This is a genomic window from Lishizhenia sp. (assembly GCF_033720595.1).
Lineage (GTDB): Bacteria > Bacteroidota > Bacteroidia > Flavobacteriales_D > Crocinitomicaceae > Lishizhenia.
Window position 1 is genome coordinate 1 of record NZ_JAWWCF010000033.1, and the last position, 19,691, is coordinate 19,691.

The 19,691-nt window shown below is 37.3% G+C and carries 16 protein-coding genes; 7 read left to right on the forward strand and 9 right to left on the reverse strand.

Translation table 11 applies throughout. The features are described 5' to 3' along the window. Positions 1-631 precede the first annotated feature (631 nt). The 7 genes from R3333_RS03955 to R3333_RS03985 all read right to left on the reverse strand — a co-directional run bounded on the left by R3333_RS03955 (position 632) and on the right by R3333_RS03985 (position 9,100). Positions 632-2,005 carry a saccharopine dehydrogenase family protein gene (locus R3333_RS03955; RefSeq protein WP_318957378.1) on the reverse strand — a complete coding sequence of 458 codons (1,374 nt, stop codon included), beginning with the start codon at positions 2,003-2,005 and terminating at the stop codon, positions 632-634. A gap of 137 nt (positions 2,006-2,142) precedes the next feature. Further along, positions 2,143-2,739 carry a hypothetical protein gene (locus R3333_RS03960; RefSeq protein WP_318957379.1) on the reverse strand — a complete coding sequence of 199 codons (597 nt, stop codon included), beginning with the start codon at positions 2,737-2,739 and terminating at the stop codon, positions 2,143-2,145. Further along, a complete protein-coding gene (locus R3333_RS03965; RefSeq protein WP_318957380.1) occupies positions 2,739-3,788 on the reverse strand; it encodes a tetratricopeptide repeat protein in 1,050 nt (349 codons plus the stop codon). Before R3333_RS03965 ends, R3333_RS03960 begins: the two co-directional genes overlap by 1 nt. A gap of 64 nt (positions 3,789-3,852) precedes the next feature. Then, entirely contained in the window at positions 3,853-4,383 is a 531-nt protein-coding gene (locus tag R3333_RS03970) for a hypothetical protein (RefSeq protein ID WP_318957382.1), read from the reverse strand. Positions 4,384-4,537: 154 nt separating this feature from the next. Next, a complete protein-coding gene (gene odhB, locus R3333_RS03975) occupies positions 4,538-5,809 on the reverse strand; it encodes a 2-oxoglutarate dehydrogenase complex dihydrolipoyllysine-residue succinyltransferase (protein ID WP_318957383.1) in 1,272 nt (423 codons plus the stop codon). A gap of 23 nt (positions 5,810-5,832) precedes the next feature. Then, on the reverse strand, positions 5,833-8,556 hold the full coding sequence (locus R3333_RS03980) for a 2-oxoglutarate dehydrogenase E1 component (RefSeq protein ID WP_318957384.1): 2,724 nt from the start codon (positions 8,554-8,556) through the stop codon (positions 5,833-5,835). Between the two features lie 199 nt (positions 8,557-8,755). After that, the gene (locus R3333_RS03985) at positions 8,756-9,100 is read right to left on the reverse strand and encodes a hypothetical protein (protein ID WP_318957385.1); all 345 of its coding nucleotides are present in this window, start codon (positions 9,098-9,100) and stop codon (positions 8,756-8,758) included. A gap of 83 nt (positions 9,101-9,183) precedes the next feature. Here R3333_RS03985 and R3333_RS03990 point away from each other — a divergent pair, with 83 nt between their 5' ends. The 6 genes from R3333_RS03990 to arsC all read left to right on the forward strand — a co-directional run bounded on the left by R3333_RS03990 (position 9,184) and on the right by arsC (position 17,065). After that, the gene (locus R3333_RS03990; RefSeq protein WP_318957386.1) at positions 9,184-10,458 is read left to right on the forward strand and encodes an aspartate kinase; all 1,275 of its coding nucleotides are present in this window, start codon (positions 9,184-9,186) and stop codon (positions 10,456-10,458) included. 48 nt (positions 10,459-10,506) lie between these two features. Next, the gene (gene mgtE, locus R3333_RS03995) at positions 10,507-11,856 is read left to right on the forward strand and encodes a magnesium transporter (protein WP_318957388.1); all 1,350 of its coding nucleotides are present in this window, start codon (positions 10,507-10,509) and stop codon (positions 11,854-11,856) included. 9 nt (positions 11,857-11,865) lie between these two features. Continuing rightward, entirely contained in the window at positions 11,866-13,758 is a 1,893-nt protein-coding gene (locus R3333_RS04000; RefSeq protein ID WP_318957389.1) for a histidine kinase dimerization/phosphoacceptor domain -containing protein, read from the forward strand. After that, the gene (locus R3333_RS04005; protein WP_318957390.1) at positions 13,755-14,450 is read left to right on the forward strand and encodes a response regulator transcription factor; all 696 of its coding nucleotides are present in this window, start codon (positions 13,755-13,757) and stop codon (positions 14,448-14,450) included. The genes R3333_RS04000 and R3333_RS04005 overlap by 4 nt, the downstream gene beginning before the upstream one ends. A gap of 294 nt (positions 14,451-14,744) precedes the next feature. Beyond that, complete coding sequence (locus R3333_RS04010; RefSeq protein WP_318957391.1) at positions 14,745-16,640, forward strand: sensor histidine kinase; 1,896 nt, start codon at positions 14,745-14,747, stop codon at positions 16,638-16,640. 83 nt (positions 16,641-16,723) lie between these two features. After that, positions 16,724-17,065, forward strand: a complete 342-nt coding sequence (gene arsC / locus R3333_RS04015) for an arsenate reductase (glutaredoxin) (RefSeq protein ID WP_318957392.1) — start codon at positions 16,724-16,726, stop codon at positions 17,063-17,065. 12 nt (positions 17,066-17,077) lie between these two features. Here the strand turns inward: arsC and R3333_RS04020 are convergent, their stop codons facing one another. After that, entirely contained in the window at positions 17,078-17,233 is a 156-nt protein-coding gene (locus R3333_RS04020; protein WP_170853718.1) for a hypothetical protein, read from the reverse strand. 74 nt (positions 17,234-17,307) lie between these two features. On the opposite strand from R3333_RS04020, the gene fumC reads away from it, so the two are divergent. Next, on the forward strand, positions 17,308-18,702 hold the full coding sequence (gene fumC, locus R3333_RS04025; RefSeq protein WP_318957396.1) for a class II fumarate hydratase: 1,395 nt from the start codon (positions 17,308-17,310) through the stop codon (positions 18,700-18,702). A 132-nt stretch (positions 18,703-18,834) separates the two neighbouring features. Here the strand turns inward: fumC and R3333_RS04030 are convergent, their stop codons facing one another. Further along, on the reverse strand, positions 18,835-19,563 hold the full coding sequence (locus R3333_RS04030) for a TonB family protein (RefSeq protein WP_318957397.1): 729 nt from the start codon (positions 19,561-19,563) through the stop codon (positions 18,835-18,837). Positions 19,564-19,691 lie beyond the last annotated feature (128 nt).

The following is a 19,691-nucleotide window of genomic DNA, read 5'->3' on the forward strand; positions in this document are numbered from 1 at the left end:
GAAGCTCTTCCTGCAAATATTTTAACTCCTACTGACATAGTAATTGAATTTCAAAGGCGCAAAGATAGAGCTAATGTTTTAAACGTGAAAATGAAAGTTGTATTATTTGTGATAAGAATAGTTTTGTATTGATAATTGTGATGGGTGAGGTTTTCGTTCATACTCCGTGCTAATGTTCTGTTCATTTCTTTTTCATTGATAATACTTCGGCTTCGCTCAGCACAGCGGAAGAAACGAACCAAAGAAAACACTAGGCTGTGTAATTAAAACTTCCTTTTACTTCATGAAAGCCAAGTTCGTTCGTTGGATCTCTACCGAGCTTAACGAACTCTCTAAGCTTCCGTATTGAAAAATAAAGTTTCATTTATAAGGCCAGTTGAAATTCAATACTGAAAAAAGATTGTTGCTTGTTGGGGCTTCTCGATAGTTCGACTTGGCTCACCACAACGCTTCGTTTGGAAACCTAAAATCAGAGTAATAATAAAGTTGTAGAGGAAGTTATCGAGCGGAGTCGAGATGAGCGACTTTTTTCATGGTATACCTCTTTTTCCTATACTCAAAAACGGAGATGGTGTAAACCAACTCCGTTTTCTGAAATTCCTCTTACTCCATACATTTGCTGTATGCTGTCCTAGCTCCAAGGCTGATCGTTAGAGTAAAGACGAGGTGGATTTATTTTCTTTTCAATAAACTTGATGTTATGTTCTTCGAGTTCATCCAAGATTGGATTATAGATCTCTTTATAAATAGGACGAAGCACGCCTTTTCTTTCTATCGCGTTATTCAACATTAGTTTGGTACAAATTCCTACAGGTAATCCTACCGTATTACTCATGGAAGTAAAGGTTTGGTTTTCTCCAATATTTACCATTTCAGATGTTTCTTCGTGGAATTCATTGTTGTGTACATAAACAAATTTGTGGTACATCACAATCATATCCTTGTCGTCGTCATGCAAGCTCCATTTGTCTTCTAAGATGTGTTGAAGAATCTGAGCAGGAGTGGCGTTCTTTAAACCTATTTTCTTTTTACAGTCAAAAATATCTAACCATACCAATTTATCCCACAACGTATCATCAAGATCAATTTTTAAATAATGGCGTAGCTTTAATTCAACACTGTCATTTTCATTATAAGGTAAAAATGAGTTGATGAAATCTCTGTTGGTCATGTTTTCACTTCCTTCTAAAACGTAAGAATCATCTGTACAACCTAATTGAACAAATACGTCCCAAGCTCTTGAAAATCCCTTTCTTCTTAAGGTTCCTCTATATATGGTAGGGATGTCGTGTAAACCATAAACGTCCCTGTAAGAAAGAGAATCTCTGTTGGCGTATCCTTCGAAGAGGCCATAGCCTTCAATGTTAATGATCTCAGTTCTTCTAAACAGCTTGTGATATGGGATGTATTTGTATTTATTTTCTTGAATGAATTTAGCAGCACCTCCTTGTCCGGCCAAAACAACGTTTCTTGGGTTCCAAGTGAATTTGTAATTCCATGGGTTGTCATCACTTTCAGGTGCAACAAGTCCACCACAGAAAGATTCAAAGATGTGCATTTTACCTCCCTTTGCATGAATTTGATCAAGAACGCGCATAGCACTCATATGGTCTATGCCTGGATCAACTCCAATTTCGTTCATAATAATGATACCTGCTTTTTCTGCTTCTGCCGAAAGCGCTTGCATTTCAGGCGACACATAGGAAGGGGTAATTAAATTTGTTTTTAAATTGATGCAGTCTTTTGCCACCTCTACGTGAAAACGAGCAGGAAGCATGCTGATAACGATGTCCGACTTTTCTATCCATGGTCTTCTAACCTCTGGGTCTAGGGCGTTAAAAGAATGGGCTTCTCCATGAGAATGCTTGTTAATTTTCTTTTGTGCTATTTCAATATCCTGATCACAGAGATGTATAAACCATTGCTGTTCCTCGGCGTTGTTAAGTAGATAACGTATTAGTGAAGATGATGATAGTCCAGCACCGAGAATTAGAATTTGTTTCATGATATGTTTTATATTTAACAGTAATAAAGTGTAAATGTTAAATATAAGTTTAATTCAGGGAGAAACAAGTCATTTTGGAGTTAATTTGACTAAAATCCTAGGGAAGTTATATTCGTTTTGTTTAAGCTAATATTCGTTCATTTTATAATGAAGTCATACACTAATTTAAGAATTATAAAACCGAGGAGCCAAATGAAGCTAGGGAGTACTAAAAAATAGCTAATACCTATACCTATTCCAAGGAAGGCAATAGCGAAAAGTAAATCTTTATGGAAACTTGTGGTGAGTGAGTTTACTGTTGTTGTTCTAAATTTTTGACGCATGATGAATTCCATCTTATATTGCTGATAAGGTGGCAGTAGTATCAAAGGAATTAAAAACCAGAACTGTGGAAGAGGGATAGGTTCTTCGATATACATCAAGAATGAAACGAAGGCTTGAGAAAAGTCAATCTTAGGATTTGTATTCAATACAAAAAGGTAGGTGGCAGCAATTATAGCTAGCAGAGTAAAAGCCAGGGAGATTGTACCTGAACGGAATTTGTTTTTGTCCTCTAAACTTCTAGAATAAGCTATTCGTTTCCTAGCTTTGATGAGATAGAAGATGTAGCTTCCAAGGAGATCAAAAAGGAGGTAGAGGGCTATGAAATAAAGCGACCAGTCTAAATAAAATAAACCGAAAAGGGGGATAAGAATATCCCCCAGGCTCAAAATGATTTGTTGTTTTTTCTGCATTATTTTAAAAGCTTCTCTGCAGCTTCTTTAGACTTCGTGTATTTTGGGTCTATACGTAAGGCAGTAGAAAATGCTCTTGCTGCATCTGATTTTCTTCCTTGCTCAGCATACGCTAGTCCAAGGTTGTGCCACGCATCAATATATTCGGGATTTACATCTACACATTCATTGTAATAGTAGATAGCACTGTCCAACTCCATTTGCTTAAATTGTTTGATGTAGGCAGGGTTGAAATAAGCAGGTTCAAATGTAGGAGCTAATTCGGCTAAGGTTCTATAATTATGCAATGCCTCTTCGTATTTACCTAAGTCTTGCTGTGTTTTTGCAATTCCATAGAGTGCTCTTACTTTTAAATTTTTTAAAGTAGGGTTTAAGTCGTAAGCAGTTTGGTAGTATTCTAAAGCAATAGGGTTTCCAATTTCTACGTAGTAATCGGCAACATTAATAAAGCCTTCGGCATATTCTTGATCTAATTGCAAAGCCGTTTCGTAACTAGAAACTGCAAGTTCTTCGTTTTCAAGTGCTCTATAATTCGTTCCTTTTAGAATGTAAGCATCTCTATATTCTCTATCAATTTTAATGGCTTCATCCAAATAATTGAAAGAGGTTTTGTAATCGCCCATTAAGGTGTAAGTAGTAGCGATGTTTACGTAAGTTTCTGCATTATTTGGTTCCTTAGTAAGGATGTACTCAAATTGGTTTTGAGCTAAAAGGATGTCTTCTACTTTAGGGTTGTATTGATTAATTAAAGACCAAGCATATAGTTTTCTAGCATCAATATTTGTACTGTCTAAACGGAAAGCTTTTGCTGCATTCGGAAGTACCTCTTGGTAGATCATAGCTTCCTTGTAAAAGTTTGCTAAATCAAGTAAGGCCTTTACGTTATTTGGATCTTGCTCCAATTGAGAGATCAAAGATTGATGTTCATCTTCTATAGATACTTGAGTGGTGTCCTCTTCGTATACAAAGGCATCTTCTTTTACTTCAGTTTCGTTTTTACACGCGATAACAGAAAGCGTTACACTTAAAATCAAGAATACTTTTTTCATAGCTTCAAAAATAACTAATGTATTCTATTCTCAATAGCTCTGTAATTTAAAAAGAGAGTATTGTTTACTCTTCTGATGCAGAATAGAGTTTGAACAGGTATTTGGTCTTGCCGTGGTTGATGAAAAACACATTGAAGATTAAGAAAATGAGAGCGACGGATATAAATAGGAGGTGCGTACTCAAATTAAAACTATCGAGCAAAGATTGTACGTATTGGTAGATGGTGACCGAATTGTTCGGCATACCTCCGATATTCATCATAGTGGTTTGGTTCCAACTGTTAAAAATCAGGAAGAGTTGAGAGATGTTGTAAGCTATACATGTTAGTATGGCGATTAAATATAATTTGTAACTCTTTGGAATGTGCAGTTGCATGCGTATAACACTAATCACGATTAAGCTTGCTGCAAGCAAACCTAGAATGTGCGAGGCAAAGTTGAGTTTTTCGTAGCTGTGAAGTTCTGTTTTAAAAGCTTCTAAGTTTTCACTGTAGGTATTTATTTCTTGGAGTTTGGAGAGTTGGTCGGCAAGAGAAGGTGAGAAGAGTTCTGTAATGAAATAAAGAAAGTAAAACACCGCTATGCAGAAACTCATCCATATAATAATGGAGAGTCTGGATTGTTGTAGTTTGATTTCAGTTTCTTGCACTTGTTAATGAGTTAATTGTAGGCAAGTTAAGATAAAATTAATGCGCAAAAAAAAGGTGGAGTAATTAAACTCCACCTTTTTATTATGTGTAAGGTTTTATTTATAATCCTAAAAGAACTTCGTATGGATCTTTTGCTCCGAAAATCATTCTTTCTGGGTTTTCTAACATTTCTTTCACTTTCACCAAGAAGCTTACAGATTCTTTACCATCAATAATTCTGTGATCGTAAGAAAGTGCTAAGTACATCATTGGTCTAATCTCAACTTTTCCGTCAATTGCTACTGGACGCTCAACGATGTTGTGCATACCCAAAATTGCAGATTGTGGAGGGTTGATAATAGGAGTGGACATCATAGAACCGAATACACCACCATTCGTGATTGTAAATGTTCCACCAGTCATTTCGTCTGGAGTAATTTTTCCATCTCTTGCTTTAATTGCCAAACGCTTAATTTCTTTTTCGATTTCAGCCAATGACATTTGCTCTGCGTTACGAACAACTGGTACCAATAATCCTTTTGGAGATGATACTGCGATACCTATATCTGCGTAGTTGTGCATCACCATTTCTTTACCGTCGATTTGTGCATTAACGGCAGGGAATAAGTTCAATGCTTCTGTAACAGCTTTTGTAAAGAAAGACATGAATCCTAAGTTTACTTCATGGAACTCAGCGAACTGCTTTTTGTATTTCGTTCTCAAATCCATGATAGGCTTCATATCAACTTCGTTGAAAGTTGTAAGCATAGCTGTATCGTTCTTCACAGCTACTAAACGCTCAGCAATCTTTCTACGCATCATAGACATTTTCTTGCGCTCAATGTCACGAGTTCCACCCCATCCTGCAGTTGCTTCTGTAGGGAAACCTGCTGCCATTGCTGCAACAACGTCTTGTTTTGTAATTCTTCCGTCTTTACCTGTTCCGTTTACTTGATTAGCAGAGATGTTATTCTCAGCCATCTTTTTAGCTGCTGCAACAGAAGGAGTTCCTGTAGCGTAGCTTTCTTTTTTCACAGGGTTTGGAGAAGGAGCTGCTGCTTCTGCTTTCGCTGGCGCTGCTGCAGGTGCTTTCGCCTCTTCTTGAACTGGTGCAGGAGCTGCTTCCTTTTTCGGTGCTCCAGCTGGTGCTTCTGCACTTGTGTCTATCAAACAAACAACTTGTCCAACAGCTACAGTATCACCTTCCTCAGCTTTTAATGTTATGATTCCTGCTTCTTCTGCAGGTAACTCTAATGTTGCTTTGTCAGAATCTACCTCTGCGATAGCCTGATCTTTTTCAACATAGTCTCCGTCAGATACCAACCATTCCGCTATCTCTACTTCTGAGATAGATTCTCCCGGACTCGGTACTTTCATTTCTAAAACTGACATTTTCTTTTGTTTTCTATTTGTACTTAGGCTGTAACTCCAGCTTTAACAAATAAGTTATCAAATAAATTCTTTAATCTTCTTGTGTGCGTTACTTTAGAACCACAAGCAGGAGCAGATGATCTTGGTCTTGCCACAACCTCTATGTCCATACCTCTTAGTTCCATTGCGATGTGCGTCCAAGCTCCCATGTTTTCTGGTTCTTCTTGTCCCCAAATCACTTTGTCAGCATTCTTGTACTTGGCCAAAATTGCATCAATTTGCGTTTTTGGTAATGGGTACAATTGCTCCACTCTTACGAAAGCAACGTCTGTAATGTTTCTCTTCTCAGCTTCTTCGATGAAATCGTAGTACACTTTTCCAGAACATAATACTACCGCATTTGCAGAAGCGTGAATGTTTCTTGGATCATCGATTACCTCTTGGAATCTTCCATTTGCCAATTCATCCATAGATGAAACTGCTTTAGGGTAACGCAATAACATTTTTGGAGACATTACAACCAATGGCTTTCTAAACTCACGCTTCAACTGTCTACGCAATGCGTGGAAGTGGTTAGCTGGAGTTGTTGAGTTAACTACCTGTACGTTCAAGTCTCCACAGTTTTGTAAGAAACGTTCTAAACGTGCAGAAGAGTGCTCAGCACCTTGACCTTCGTATCCGTGTGGTAACAACATTACCAATCCAGATTGAACTTTCCACTTATCCTCTGCAGGGTAAATGAATTGGTCTATCATAATTTGAGCACCGTTCATGAAATCACCGAACTGCGCTTCCCAAATTGTTAATCCGTTTTGCTGTGCTAAAGAGTAACCGTAATCAAAACCTAAAACTCCGTACTCTGAAAGTAATGAGTTGTAAATTGTGAATTTAGCTTGGTCTTCAGATAACAAGTTTAAAGTCAAGATTTCTTCCTCGTTGTCTTCCGTTTTTACAACAGCATGACGGTGAGAGAAAGTACCACGCTCAACATCTTGTCCTGAAATACGAACAGGGTGACCTTCTGATAATAAACTTCCGTAAGCCAACATCTCTGCTGTACCCCAGTCCAATTCATTTTTCTCTATCATCTTCACTCTATCCTTGAAAAGTTTTTCAACTTTTCTGAAGTACTTTTTACCTTCAGGAAGGGTCGTGATTTTTTTACCTAATTCGTATAACTTGTCTTTATCGAAACTTGTGTCTGGGCTTTGTTCAAAAACAGCTGCAGAAGCTGTAATGAATCCGTCCATGTTTTTGTGATCGATAAAGTTTTTGATAGAAGCTTTATCCTCTTTTTTAGAGTTGTCAAACTTCTCTTGTAATTCTTTCGTAAAGCTTACTTCAATTTCCTTACCTTCTTCAGCAGTCATTATACCTTCCGCTACCAATTGATTCAAGTAAATCTCTCTTGGGTTTGGGTGTTTTGCGATTGCCTTATATAAAGTAGGCTGTGTAAACTTCGGTTCATCACCTTCGTTGTGTCCATACTTTCTGTAACACAATAGGTCAATGAAAATATCTTGTTTGAACTTTTGTCTGTAATCTAATGCAATTTCCATTACCTGTGAAACCGCTTCAATGTCGTCTCCATTTACGTGGAATACTGGACTCAATGTTGTTTTAGCAACATCTGTACAGTACGTAGAAGAACGCGCATCTAAGTAGTTTGTCGTAAATCCAACTTGGTTATTTACTACAATGTGAATTGTACCTCCAGTTCTGTAACCATCAAGCTGTGCCATTTGTATTACCTCGTAAACGATACCTTGACCAGCAATGGCACCGTCTCCGTGAACTAATACAGGAACAATTTTATCTTCAGATTGAATGTAGTCATCGATTTTTGCTCTAACGATACCTTCAACAACTGGGTCTACAGCTTCTAAGTGAGATGGGTTTGGAGCCAATGTTAAACGAACATCTTTTCCGTCGATGTTTTTTACACCAGATTCACCCATGTGGTATTTAACGTCGCCATCGAAACTTTCATCTTCTTCGAATTCCTTTCCGTCAAATTCTCTAAACAGTTGTTCAAAGTCTTTGTCAAAAATGTTCACCAAAGTATTCAAACGTCCTCTGTGCGCCATACCTACAACAAACTCTTCCACACCACTTTTAGCACCTTTCGTTACCAAGTGGTTTAATCCAGAGATTAATGCTTCACCTCCTTCAACAGAGAAACGCTTTTGACCTACATACTTTTTCTGCAAGAACTGTTCAAAGATTGTTGCATGATTTAATTTCATGAACATTGCTTTTTTCTGTTCCGGAGTGAAGTGAGGTCTATTCTTTAGCTCTACGCGGTTCATAAACCAAGCTTTACGCTCTGGCTCACGCATGTATGCGTACTCAATACCAATACTCTGGCAGTATGAAGCTTTTAAATGATCGATAATCTCACGTAAAGTAGATGTACCAATACCTATTTCAGATCCTGCTTGGAAGGATAAGTCTAAATCCGCTTCTGTTAAACCGAAGTTCTCGATGTCTAACGTTGGGGCATATTTTCTTCTTTCCCTTACAGGGTTAGTTTGAGTAAATAAGTGCCCCCTCGAACGGTAACCGTTGATGAGGTTTAATACTTTGAATTCTTTTTGAAAATTTTCTGGAATTTCTCCGTCGTTCTCGTAGTCAGTTTGTGCAAATTCGAAACCCTCGAAAAATTTTTGCCATCCTGGCTCTACACTTTCAGGGTCTTTTTTGTATGATTGATATAAATGTTCTATCGCATTTACATCAGCATTCCCTACATATGATACCTTATCCATTTCTTTTGTACAATTATGGAAGGACAAAGCTAAGACTTTTATGCTTTTTAGATCTTTATTTCCTAAAAAATTTCAGTCAATTTATAGCATAGGATTACAATTTCTCATAAAGCAGATTTTAAGCTTAGGTTATTTCTGTTAAATACACTCGTAATCAGCCTAGAAACTGTGAATTCTTGCAGTTAAAAATGTAAACGTGTTAATGAGAGGAATAGTGAATGCGAAGAATTACTTTTTGTGCTTCTCTTTGTAAAATTGCTTGAGCTAATTGACGGTAGTAATTATCCTGTCCGTCTTGTAGCATCTGCTCTAAACGGTTTTCATTTAGGTCGATAGAATAAAATAATTGAACCAAAGCCTGAGCTTGGTTGATGCTGAAATAGCGTAAGTCTTCTAAAAGATGTTTTTCAAGTTTTTCTAAATCCGAACACTTCGAGAAGTCAACTTGGAGTCCGACCAAAGCAAAATCTTTTTCCACCTGTGCCCGGAGTTGCTCAAAGTATTGTATGTTAGAAAATTGATGTTTTAATTCGATTTCGTTCAATCTTTATGAATTTTAGATATTCACCAATAAATATAGGGCTATATGCCGTATTTTCGTAGCGCAAATAAATTTTAGTCAGAAAAATGCGCGTATTTAAATTTGGAGGTGCATCGGTTAAGGATGCAGATGCGGTAAGAAATGTTGGGGAAATATTAAGGTTATTTCCTGAAGATAAAATTTTAGTTGTGGTTTCGGCTATGGGGAAAACAACCAATGCCATGGAAGAAATAGCTCGTCATTTGTATGAGAAGAACTACGACGAATTTAGAAGTCTTGTTGCAGACCGAAAACGTTTTCATCTTCAGATTGTAGATGCTTTATTTGAAGAGAAAAACCATCCTATTTTTACTACGGTTAAAACAATATTCAATGACTTAGGGAATAGAGTGAATGTTCCTATTGCCGAGAATTATGATTTTGAATATGATCAAATCGTGTCTTTAGGAGAAGTGGTTTCTACGAAAATTGTTCAAGCCTATATAGATAATTTATACCATAATTCTGCGTGGCTTGATGCGCGTAAATTGGTGAGAACCAATCATGCATATAGAGAAGCAGAGGTGGATTGGGAGAAAACTCAAAGCCTCATTCAAAAGGCCATTGCCGAGCATGCCGACAAAAAGATATTTGTAACCCAAGGTTTTTTAGGACATACGGATGAAGGATTCACAACAACTTTAGGTAGGGAAGGGTCTGACTTTACAGCGGGTATTTTTGCCTATTGCTTAGATGCTGTTGATGTTACGATTTGGAAAGACGTACCTGGAATGTTAAATGCGGATCCAAAGTGGTTTGATAATACAGTAAAACTGGATTCTATTTCTTTTAGAGAAGCGATAGAATTGGCATATTATGGAGCGTCAGTTATTCACCCTAAAACAATTAAGCCGCTGCAGAATAAACAAATTCCTTTGTTTGTAAAATCTTTCCTTAACCCAGAGGCAGAAGGTACAGTGATTCAAAGTTCTATGGAGAATGATGATTTGGTACCCAGCTTTATTTTTAAAATGGATCAGGTGTTGATTTCTGTTACGCCCAAAGACTTTTCATTCATTGTAGAAGAAAACTTGAGTAGAATATTCGCAGTACTTTCTGCGTGTAATGCAAAGATTAATATCATGCAAAACTCAGCTTTAAGTTTCTCATTTTGTGTGGATGGAAAAACTAATTTGACGTGTTTACAAGAGAAATTATCAGAAGAGTTTGAAGTCAAAGTAAACGAAGGTTTGGAGTTAGTGACGATTCGTCACTATGATACTGAAACCATTGATAGGCTTACTGTAGGGAAAGAAACTTTGTTGGAACAGAAAACGAGACAAACTGCACGACTTGTTATAAAAAATGTAATGGCAGAATAAAACTGCCCTTTCGTTTTCTGCTAAAAACAGATAAAGTATATTTGCCTCATGCAATTTGAGTTAACAAAAGAATTTTTGGATGAAATCCGTTTGGCTATAGATGTAAATGATTTTGCAACTGTAGATGAGCGGATACTTGATTTGCACGAGGCTGACATCGCCGATATTTTGGACGAATTGAATAATGCTCAAGCGAAAGCTGTGTATTATCGATTGAATGAGGACTTGCAGGCAGATGTTTTAATGGAGCTTGAAGAAGAAGTGCGAGAGCGTTTCATCAAATCTTTAACTCCCGTTCAAATTGCCGAACAATTAGAGAACTTAGATTCGGATGATGCCGTAGATATTTTGGGTGAATTATCGCAACGAGAACAAGTTGAGGTAATCGCAGAAATGGAAGACGACGATGCTGCCGAGCTTGTAGATTTGTTGAATTATGACGAAGATACGGCAGGTGGATTGATGCAAACCGAATATATCCAAGCCCGTGAAAACTGGCCCGTAAACAGAGCTGTTATTGAACTGCGTAAGCAAGCCGAAGATGTAGATAAAGTCTATACGATTTATGTCGTAGACGCTCTAGACAGGTTGGTGGGTGTGCTATCCCTGAAAAGCTTGTTGTTTGCCAGTCCTAAAACGGCTATTGGAGACATTTGTATTCGTAAGAATGTGATTTCAGTTCCAACAGGAATGGAAAGCGAAGAGGTGGCCAAAGTAATGGAGAAATATAATTTGGTTTCTGTACCTGTTGTTAGTTTACAAAAGAAATTGGTGGGTAGAATTACCATTGATGATGTTGTAGACGTAATCAAGGAAGAAGCAGATAAAGATTTCCAGATGGCGTCGGGTATCTCTGAAAAGGTAGAATCTAATGCCAGTGTTTGGAAAACGAGTAGAGCGAGATTGCCGTGGTTGTTGATCGGATTACTGGGAGGTATCTTAGGAGCGCAGGTAATTGGTAGCTTTGAATCTACTATAGGTGCAGTTCCTGCACTAGCTTTCTTTATACCCTTAATCGCCGCTATGGGAGGTAATGTTGGGGTACAATCATCAGCTATTGTGGTTCAATCTATCGCAAACGGAACCTCTCAATTTGGTAGTATTCTATCAAAGGTGGGGAAAGAAGCATTGGTTGGTTTGTTAAATGGTGTGATTTGTTCCGTTCTCATTTTTTTAATAACCTTCGTTTTAGAAGACGTTATACTTGGTCTTACCGTGAGTATTTCTTTGTTTACGGTAATCATGTTTGCGGCTATGTTCGGAACTTTAGTACCTTTGGTGCTTGATAAATATAAAATTGATCCCGCTTTAGCAACGGGACCATTTATTACTACTGTAAATGATGTATTAGGGCTCTTTATCTATTTCATGATAGGTATTATGCTCTATGGTATTTAATTTGTGCACATGCTTAAACTAATTTACACTTCCATCTTAATGATGGTGGTGACTACTTGTGTTTTTGGGCAGAATCTTATTTCTACTACAACTGTATTCAAGATAATAAAAGAGAAAGACCTCAATTATCTTCTGAGTAAGGAATGGGAGTTGAAAATTACCTTGGATAGCATTGCGTCTTCTGCTGGAAAAGCAAAAGATAGCATAACCATCTACGGTCATCTGCTTGATTCTAAAATTTTATTGGCAAAAGAAGAATATTCACAATATATAGATGTTGTTGAAGATTTTGTTGAAGATTATAAAAGTCAAGTATGGCTCTATAGAGAATATTCTAAAGGATTGGCTTTATCTTATTACAATGTAAACCTCTTTGATGAAGCCAATAAATGGAATGAGATTTATCGTGATTTAAATGAAGGGGTTGTAAATAGTGATGGTAAGATTCATCTCGATTATATACAACCAGGGCTTTATTACTACCGCAGTGGGAATTATGAGAAGGCATTAAAAGCCTTTCAAAAGAATTTTGCAGAAGTAGAGAATGACGATAGAATTTATAATCACTACAAAGGAAATATACTCAATAATATAGCCATCACCTTTACAAGCTTGGGTGAATTAGATTCAGCGGAATATTATTTAGAAAAGTCTCGCTACTACTGGTCAAGGGAAACGCCAGATGTGAAGGTGGATAGTGTCTATCTCATGGGTTTGCTCGATGGAAACTTAGCAACTTTAGAAAAGTTAAGAGGAAACTACCGCAAAGCAAAAGAGCTAATATTGAACGATGTAAATGGCAGTAGGGAGAAAGATTATTGGAATCACCTTCATTCTCGTTGTCAACTCATAGACCTGCATGTAAAATTGGGAGAATATCAAGAAGCACGCACTCAGTTTAATTTATTGGCTGCAGAATTGGATAGCATAGAAGAACCTGAAATACTGTATACTTACTTTCTAGAGGCCAAATATGAAGTCTTAAAGGCAGAAAAGAAATACCAAGAAGCACTAAAAGTTCATGAAGAATATTACGATTTAAAGCTAAGCGATAAACGTGGTAAAGAGAACGAAAAACGAGAACAAATTGCTGTTTTGTTCGACCTTGTTTCAAAGGAGAATAAGTTAAAGGAACAAGAGATACAAATCTTAGAACAAGAAGAGGTTAAAGCAAACAACAAACGACTCATAGGCTGGGTGGTCTCTTTCATTGTAATAGGGGTGTTGTTAATTGTATTACTTGTGCTTATTACCCAATTGAAAAATAGAAAAATTGCGAATGCTGTTGAACGACAATTAAGCAGTAAAAGGCAAATAGAATTGAAAGATTTAATGATGCGAGAAATGCATCATCGAATTAAAAATAATTTACAAACAGTGAGTGGCTTGTTTCGTATGCAAATGCGTAATACCACAAATACAGAAGCGATAGGGCACCTTAAAAATGGAGTAGCTCGTGTAAACACCATTACGGAAATACATAACCTCGTATTTGAAGATGGTTATGATGATGGAGTGAATGCCAAGAGTTATTTGAATAAAATTGTGAGTCGTATACAAGAGGTGTACTCAGAAAATATAAAGTTTAATTGTTCCATCGAAGAGGTGATGCTAGATCACGACAAAACGGTTCCCGTTGGGTTAATTTTGAACGAATTAATTACGAATAGTGTAAAATATGCGTTTAAAGGAGAGGATTATCCGAGTATAGATGTTAAACTTTACCAGAAAAATGGTAAAATTGTACTCTACTACGCAGATAATGGAAAAGGCTACACCGATACCAAGAGTATAGATGGAGGGTTAGGCTTAACACTAATTGAGATAATGGCCAAGCAGTTGAAAGCAGAGGTGAACTATTTGGTTCCTGGTCGAAATAAGGTTGAATTTATTTTTGAATGAAGAAAGAGAGAATATTCATAGTTGAAGATGATGTAATTGCTCAGGAAGTTCTGAAAGATTTTATTGAAGAATTTGGTTATGATGTAATAGGGGTAACAGGAGATCCTCAAGTGGCATTAAACACCATAGAGTTAGAGCGTCCAGATTTAGTTGTTCTCGACATTAACCTTAGGTCTGCCAAGTTAAATGGTATAGACATAGCTAGTAAAATTGATGTACCCTTTATTTATCTAACAGCAAATAGTGATAAATTCACTTTGAGGGAGGCAGCGCAAACTTCTTATGTGGATTTTGTGCTTAAACCCATAGATTCTGAACGTTTGAAGGTAGCGATTAGTCTAGCCTTGCAGAAGACGTTTACGCATGAAGAAGAGCCTAAAGAGGCCTGTCTTGTGCTTAAAAATAGTAATACCATCATACGTACCCCGTACAAACAAATCTTGTTTATTAAGTCACTCGGTAACTATATCGAGGTGCATGAAAAAATGGGGCGTAAACTTATCCGTAAAACTTTAAAAGAAGTTGAAGGACTTTTGCCGGAAGAACATTTCTTAAAAACGCATCGATCTTACGTTGTTAATAAGGAGTATATAGAGAAAGTTTCAGCAAGTAACATCGTATTGGCTGGGGTTAAAATACCGGTTTCAAGATCATTTAAAGAAGCTGTAAGACAGGCTTTAGACGTCGCCTAAGCAAGGTTTCGCAGGCATTCGTCACGCATAGCAGTTATTAATCACATTTTTCTTAAGTTATAAACTTTAGAAACTATCTTCGCTACGTCAAGTTTTAGCTGAAGTAGTGTCATAGGTTTAGCGCGTTCAAAAAGAACCGTGGCACTTCCGAAAGTAATGTAAAATCTACCTACCTTTTACAATTAAACCAAAAAACTTGTTGAGTTCTTTTCTACCGAAAAGGACTCTTTTTTTTTCAGTATTTTTGTTGCTTAAGTTTGTCTACGGCCAGATGAATTTTGGAAAACTCCAACTATGAATGCTTATAAAATACTTCTACTTTCTTTGTTTAGTATTCTCTTCTCTTTTAGAGGAGTAGCCCAAGAAAAACCAGAAATCACTGGAGAGGGAATACTCAATGACATTCATTACGTTTCACCCCAAGCTTTTTTGTTTTATCGAAGTGATTTAAAAAAAGAATTAGATCAAGTACTTGCTTCAGGAGAAATCACAAAAAAAGAATATAGGGTGTATTCTATTTGCTTGCGCCTTAAGGAATTCATGGCCGTGAAATCTTATACAGAATGCGCCAGTTACTCCCTTAGAAAATTAAAAGATAATAGTTTACCACACTGGTTGAGGAAAATGTTAGCACAATGTTTAACGACCTCTTACTTTAAGATGGGGATGCTTGATAAAGGTAGACAAGCTCAGGATTACTATTACCAATTAGTAGAGAAAACAGAGAAGGTTTCAGGAAAACCGTACACAGAATACATGCTCTCTGCCGAGTTCTACTTTGATGCGAAGGAATATGAAACAGCTGCATTGAAATATAAAGAAAGTCTGAGAGATCATCTGGCAAATGTAAAACCCATTAATAAGCACTTTTTAGGATTTTTGTGTAATAACATTGCCCTTTGTTATTTGGAGATTAAAGAGTATGATTCCGTGGTTAGGTATAATGAAATGGCGCGGGGGTATTGGAATACGGTTGATGATAAAATGACGAATCACTACAATGCTCTTTTAGATGCAAATCAAGCGATGATTTATATTGCTAAAGGTAGAGAAGCTGAGGCAGTTCCCTTGTTGTATAACTACATGAAAGGTTGTGTTTATGTGGACTACCATCATTTTGTGAAAAGCTTTGTGGATTTAGCGGATGTATATGTACAAATGCAGAAATATGATAGGGCTCAAGCGATATTAGACAGTTTGGATAAAGAAGTTCGACTCCCCGTGATTGATAGTAAAATATTACTGCAAAAATACTTCACGCATTACCGTATCATGAACCGAAAAGGAGAACACGATAGGGCCGAAGGATTTCTAAATCAGTATTTATTATTAAGTGAAGATAAGTACAATGAAAATAAAAGAAGGGAGCTCAAACAATATGCGTTGCTCTATGATATTTATGAAAAGCAAAAGGAATTAGAGTACAGCAAAATTGAATTGTTGCAAAATAAACAGATTAGAGATGGTCAACGAATTACCATTTGGATAGTTATCGCCGTATCTACGCTAGTTTTAGCCTTGAGTATTATCCTCTTGGTGCGTTATACCTTCCAAAAGAAGATCGTGCAGCTTACCCAAGAGCGAAAGGAAGTTGCTGAAAAAGCCTTGGTGAGTAGAGAGGCTATGCTTCGTGAGGTACATCATAGAATAAAGAATAACCTCAATACGATGAATGGGTTGTTTCATTTGCAATTGAAATCGGCGAATAATGAAGAGTTACGTGAGCAATTGCAAAAAAGTGCTAACCGTGTTTTTTCGATTGCAGAGATACATAATATGCTCTATAATGAGTCTTTTTTAGAGAATGTTGACATCAAAGAATACCTGCAAAGTTTGTGTAATCATTTATTGCGTACATCAAACTCTCCTTTAGATTTGAATTTAGAGGTAGAAGATATTTCTTTGAATATGGATTATGCCCTTCCGCTCGGGTTGGTGGTAAATGAGCTCTTTACCAACAGTGTGAAGCATGCGTTTAAGGATGTGGAAAAAGGAGAAATTACCATTAAATTCTATGAAGAGGACGGTGAATATCATTTAAAATACAGTGATAATGGTCCGGGGTACGATCTTGATCAAGCTTCAAATTCCTTAGGTCTGAAGTTGATTAAAATGATGCAAAAGCAGTTAAATGCCGAAGTTGAGCACGAGGCTTCTCAATTTAGTTTTCAGTTCAGTGTAAATGCTTAAGCACAAGATTGGGAGTTGAATATTCTTTCTAACTTTTGATTGCTTGTGCATCCTTTTATCTTTGTGATAGAAAAGTTTACACAATGAAAATATATCACAACCCAAGGTGTTCTAAGAGTCGTCAAGCACTACAATTGTTGCGCGATAATCAAGTAGAACCAGAAATCGTAGAATATTTAAAAAACACGCCTACAGCAGAAGAATTGAAAGAAGTTCTTGGCATGTTGGGAATGAAAGCGGAAGACCTTTTGCGTAAAGGGGAAGCAGACTACAAAGAAAACTTTAAAGGAAAAACCTTAAGCGAAGAGGAGTGGATAGCGGCTATGGTTGAATATCCAAAATTAATTGAAAGACCCATTGTTATTAAAAACAAAAAGGCGGTCGTTGGACGACCACCTGAAAATGTTTTATCATTAATAGATTAAACGAGTGTTAACCTATTTGTCTTCTTCTTCAAAAACTCTTTTTGGCTTTAGTTGCTCAAATGCACCTAAAGTAATCCAGAATGGTACAGCGAAACCTAATAAGAAGGTAATTAACCAAAATGCCATTCCAGCGATTAAAAGAAACAAAACTATTCCGAAAATACTCATCTTAATCTTATTTTTGTGATCAATAATTTACTTGCGGTAAAATTAAATAAATAAATCGTTCATACAATAGAATTATGGAATATAGAATAGAAAAAGATACTATGGGGGAGGTAAAGGTACCTGCCGATAAGTATTGGGGAGCGCAAACAGAGCGTTCTAGAAACAACTTTAAAATTGGTCCAGAAGCTTCTATGCCTTTAGAAGTAGTTCACGGATTTGCTTACTTGAAAAAAGCAGCTGCTCACGCGAACTGCGAATTAGGTGTTTTACCAGCAGAAAAAAGAGACTTGATTTCTAAAGTATGTGACGAAATTTTAGACAACCAGTTAAACGACCAGTTCCCATTGGTAATCTGGCAAACAGGTTCTGGAACGCAGTCTAACATGAACACTAACGAGGTAATCGCTAACAGAGGTCATGTTATTGCTGGAAACAAATTAGGAGAAGGAGAACGTTTATTAGCTCCAAATGACGACGTAAACAAGTCGCAATCTTCTAACGATACTTTCCCAACAGGAATGCACATTGCTGCGTACAAAATGATTGTTGAAACAACAATTCCTGGTGTAGAAAGATTAAGAAACACCTTGGATGCAAAAGCAAAAGCATTTAAAGATGTGGTAAAAATTGGTAGAACGCACTTGATGGATGCAACGCCATTAACGTTAGGACAAGAGTTCTCTGGTTACGTTTCTCAATTAGACCACGGTTTAAAAGCATTAAAAAACACCTTGGCACACCTTTCTGAGTTAGCCTTAGGTGGTACTGCTGTTGGTACAGGTATCAACACACCAAAAGGATACGATGTATTGGTAGCGAAGTACATTGCTGAATTTACAGGAATGCCTTTTATTACTGCTGAGAACAAATTCGAAGCTTTGGCAGCGCACGATGCAATTGTTGAGTCTCACGGAGCATTGAAACAATTGGCTGTTTCTTTAAACAAAATTGCGAACGATATTCGTATGATGGCTTCAGGACCACGTTCTGGAATTGGAGAAATCATCATCCCAGCAAACGAGCCAGGATCTTCTATCATGCCAGGGAAAGTGAACCCTACACAATGTGAGGCAATCACTATGGTATGTGCGCAAGTTATGGGGAATGATGTTGCGGTTACTGTAGGTGGTACTCAAGGTCACTACGAATTGAACGTATTTAAACCAATGATGGCTGCAAACTTGTTGCAATCGGCACGTTTAATTGGAGATGCTTGTGTTTCTTTCGCAGAGCACTGTGCAGATGGAATTGAGCCAAACCACAAACGTATCGACGAATTGGTTAACAACTCTTTGATGTTGGTTACAGCGTTGAATACAAAAATTGGTTATTACAAAGCAGCTGAGATTGCAAACACAGCACACCAAAACGGAACTACTTTGAAAGAAGAAGCAGTGCGTTTAGGGTATTTAACTGCAGAAGAGTACGACGAGTGGGTTGTTCCTTCTAAAATGATTGGATCACTATAGTTTCAGCTATAGTTTGAAATACTAAAAAGCCGTTATCCTTGATTGGGTAACGGCTTTTTTTAGATGTCTAGCGTTTTAGAAATAAAAAATCCAGCCTACCGAAGTAAGCTGGACCTATTGAGGCTGATACGCTTAAAGCGTTTCGAAATTGATAGGAATTCTAACGTAGGTTCTTACCCTTTCGCCATCCTTCTCTGCTGGTTTCCATTTCGGCATGCTTTTAATTACACGTATCGCTTCGCGATCTAAACCTTTAGATATTGAGTTTAGTGTTTTAACGTTCGATATACTTCCGTCTTTTTCAACAATGAAAATCACGTATACTTTCCCCTTATTACCCACTTGTAAATCGTACACAGGGTATTGTGCTGTTGCTACAAGAAATTGTTTCATTTGAACACTTCCTCCTGGAAATTCCGCGTCCTTATCTGGATACTCCACCGGTGCATCTAATACGGGTGGTTCTCCAATGGGTGGAAGTTCATTGTTTCCAATTTTGATGTGGTCAACGATTTTCGGATCTATAGCAGGTTCCACATCCTTGTCTTTGTTTTGTTGTTTTTGAAGATCCTGATTCAAGTCCATATTATTTTGCTGGGCTTGTTGGTTTTGTGGAGGCGTGGGATCGTCCTTCGGTTGAAATACTTCTTCCTCCTTTTGTTCTTCCATCTTTTCCATTTTAGGTACAACTTCAACGGGGATGTCTGCCACTTGCATGTTACGCTGCTTCTGAGCATTACTTGTTGGTGTTTTCCAAGTAAAGGCAGTGAGTATCATCGATGCTCCGATGAATAGGCCGAGTTGCAGGTAGGCCAGTCTTGTTTTTTCTAAGTTGAACTTAGGATTTTTTTTCGCGATCATAATTATAAGTTTTAAAATTATGAAAGAGGAAATCCAAATTTGATGCCACAAGCTGGGCGAATGGAAGAGAAGGGGTGTGATTGGTTGTTAAGTGTGTATGAGTGGCGCTTATGGGTGAGTTAGAGGGC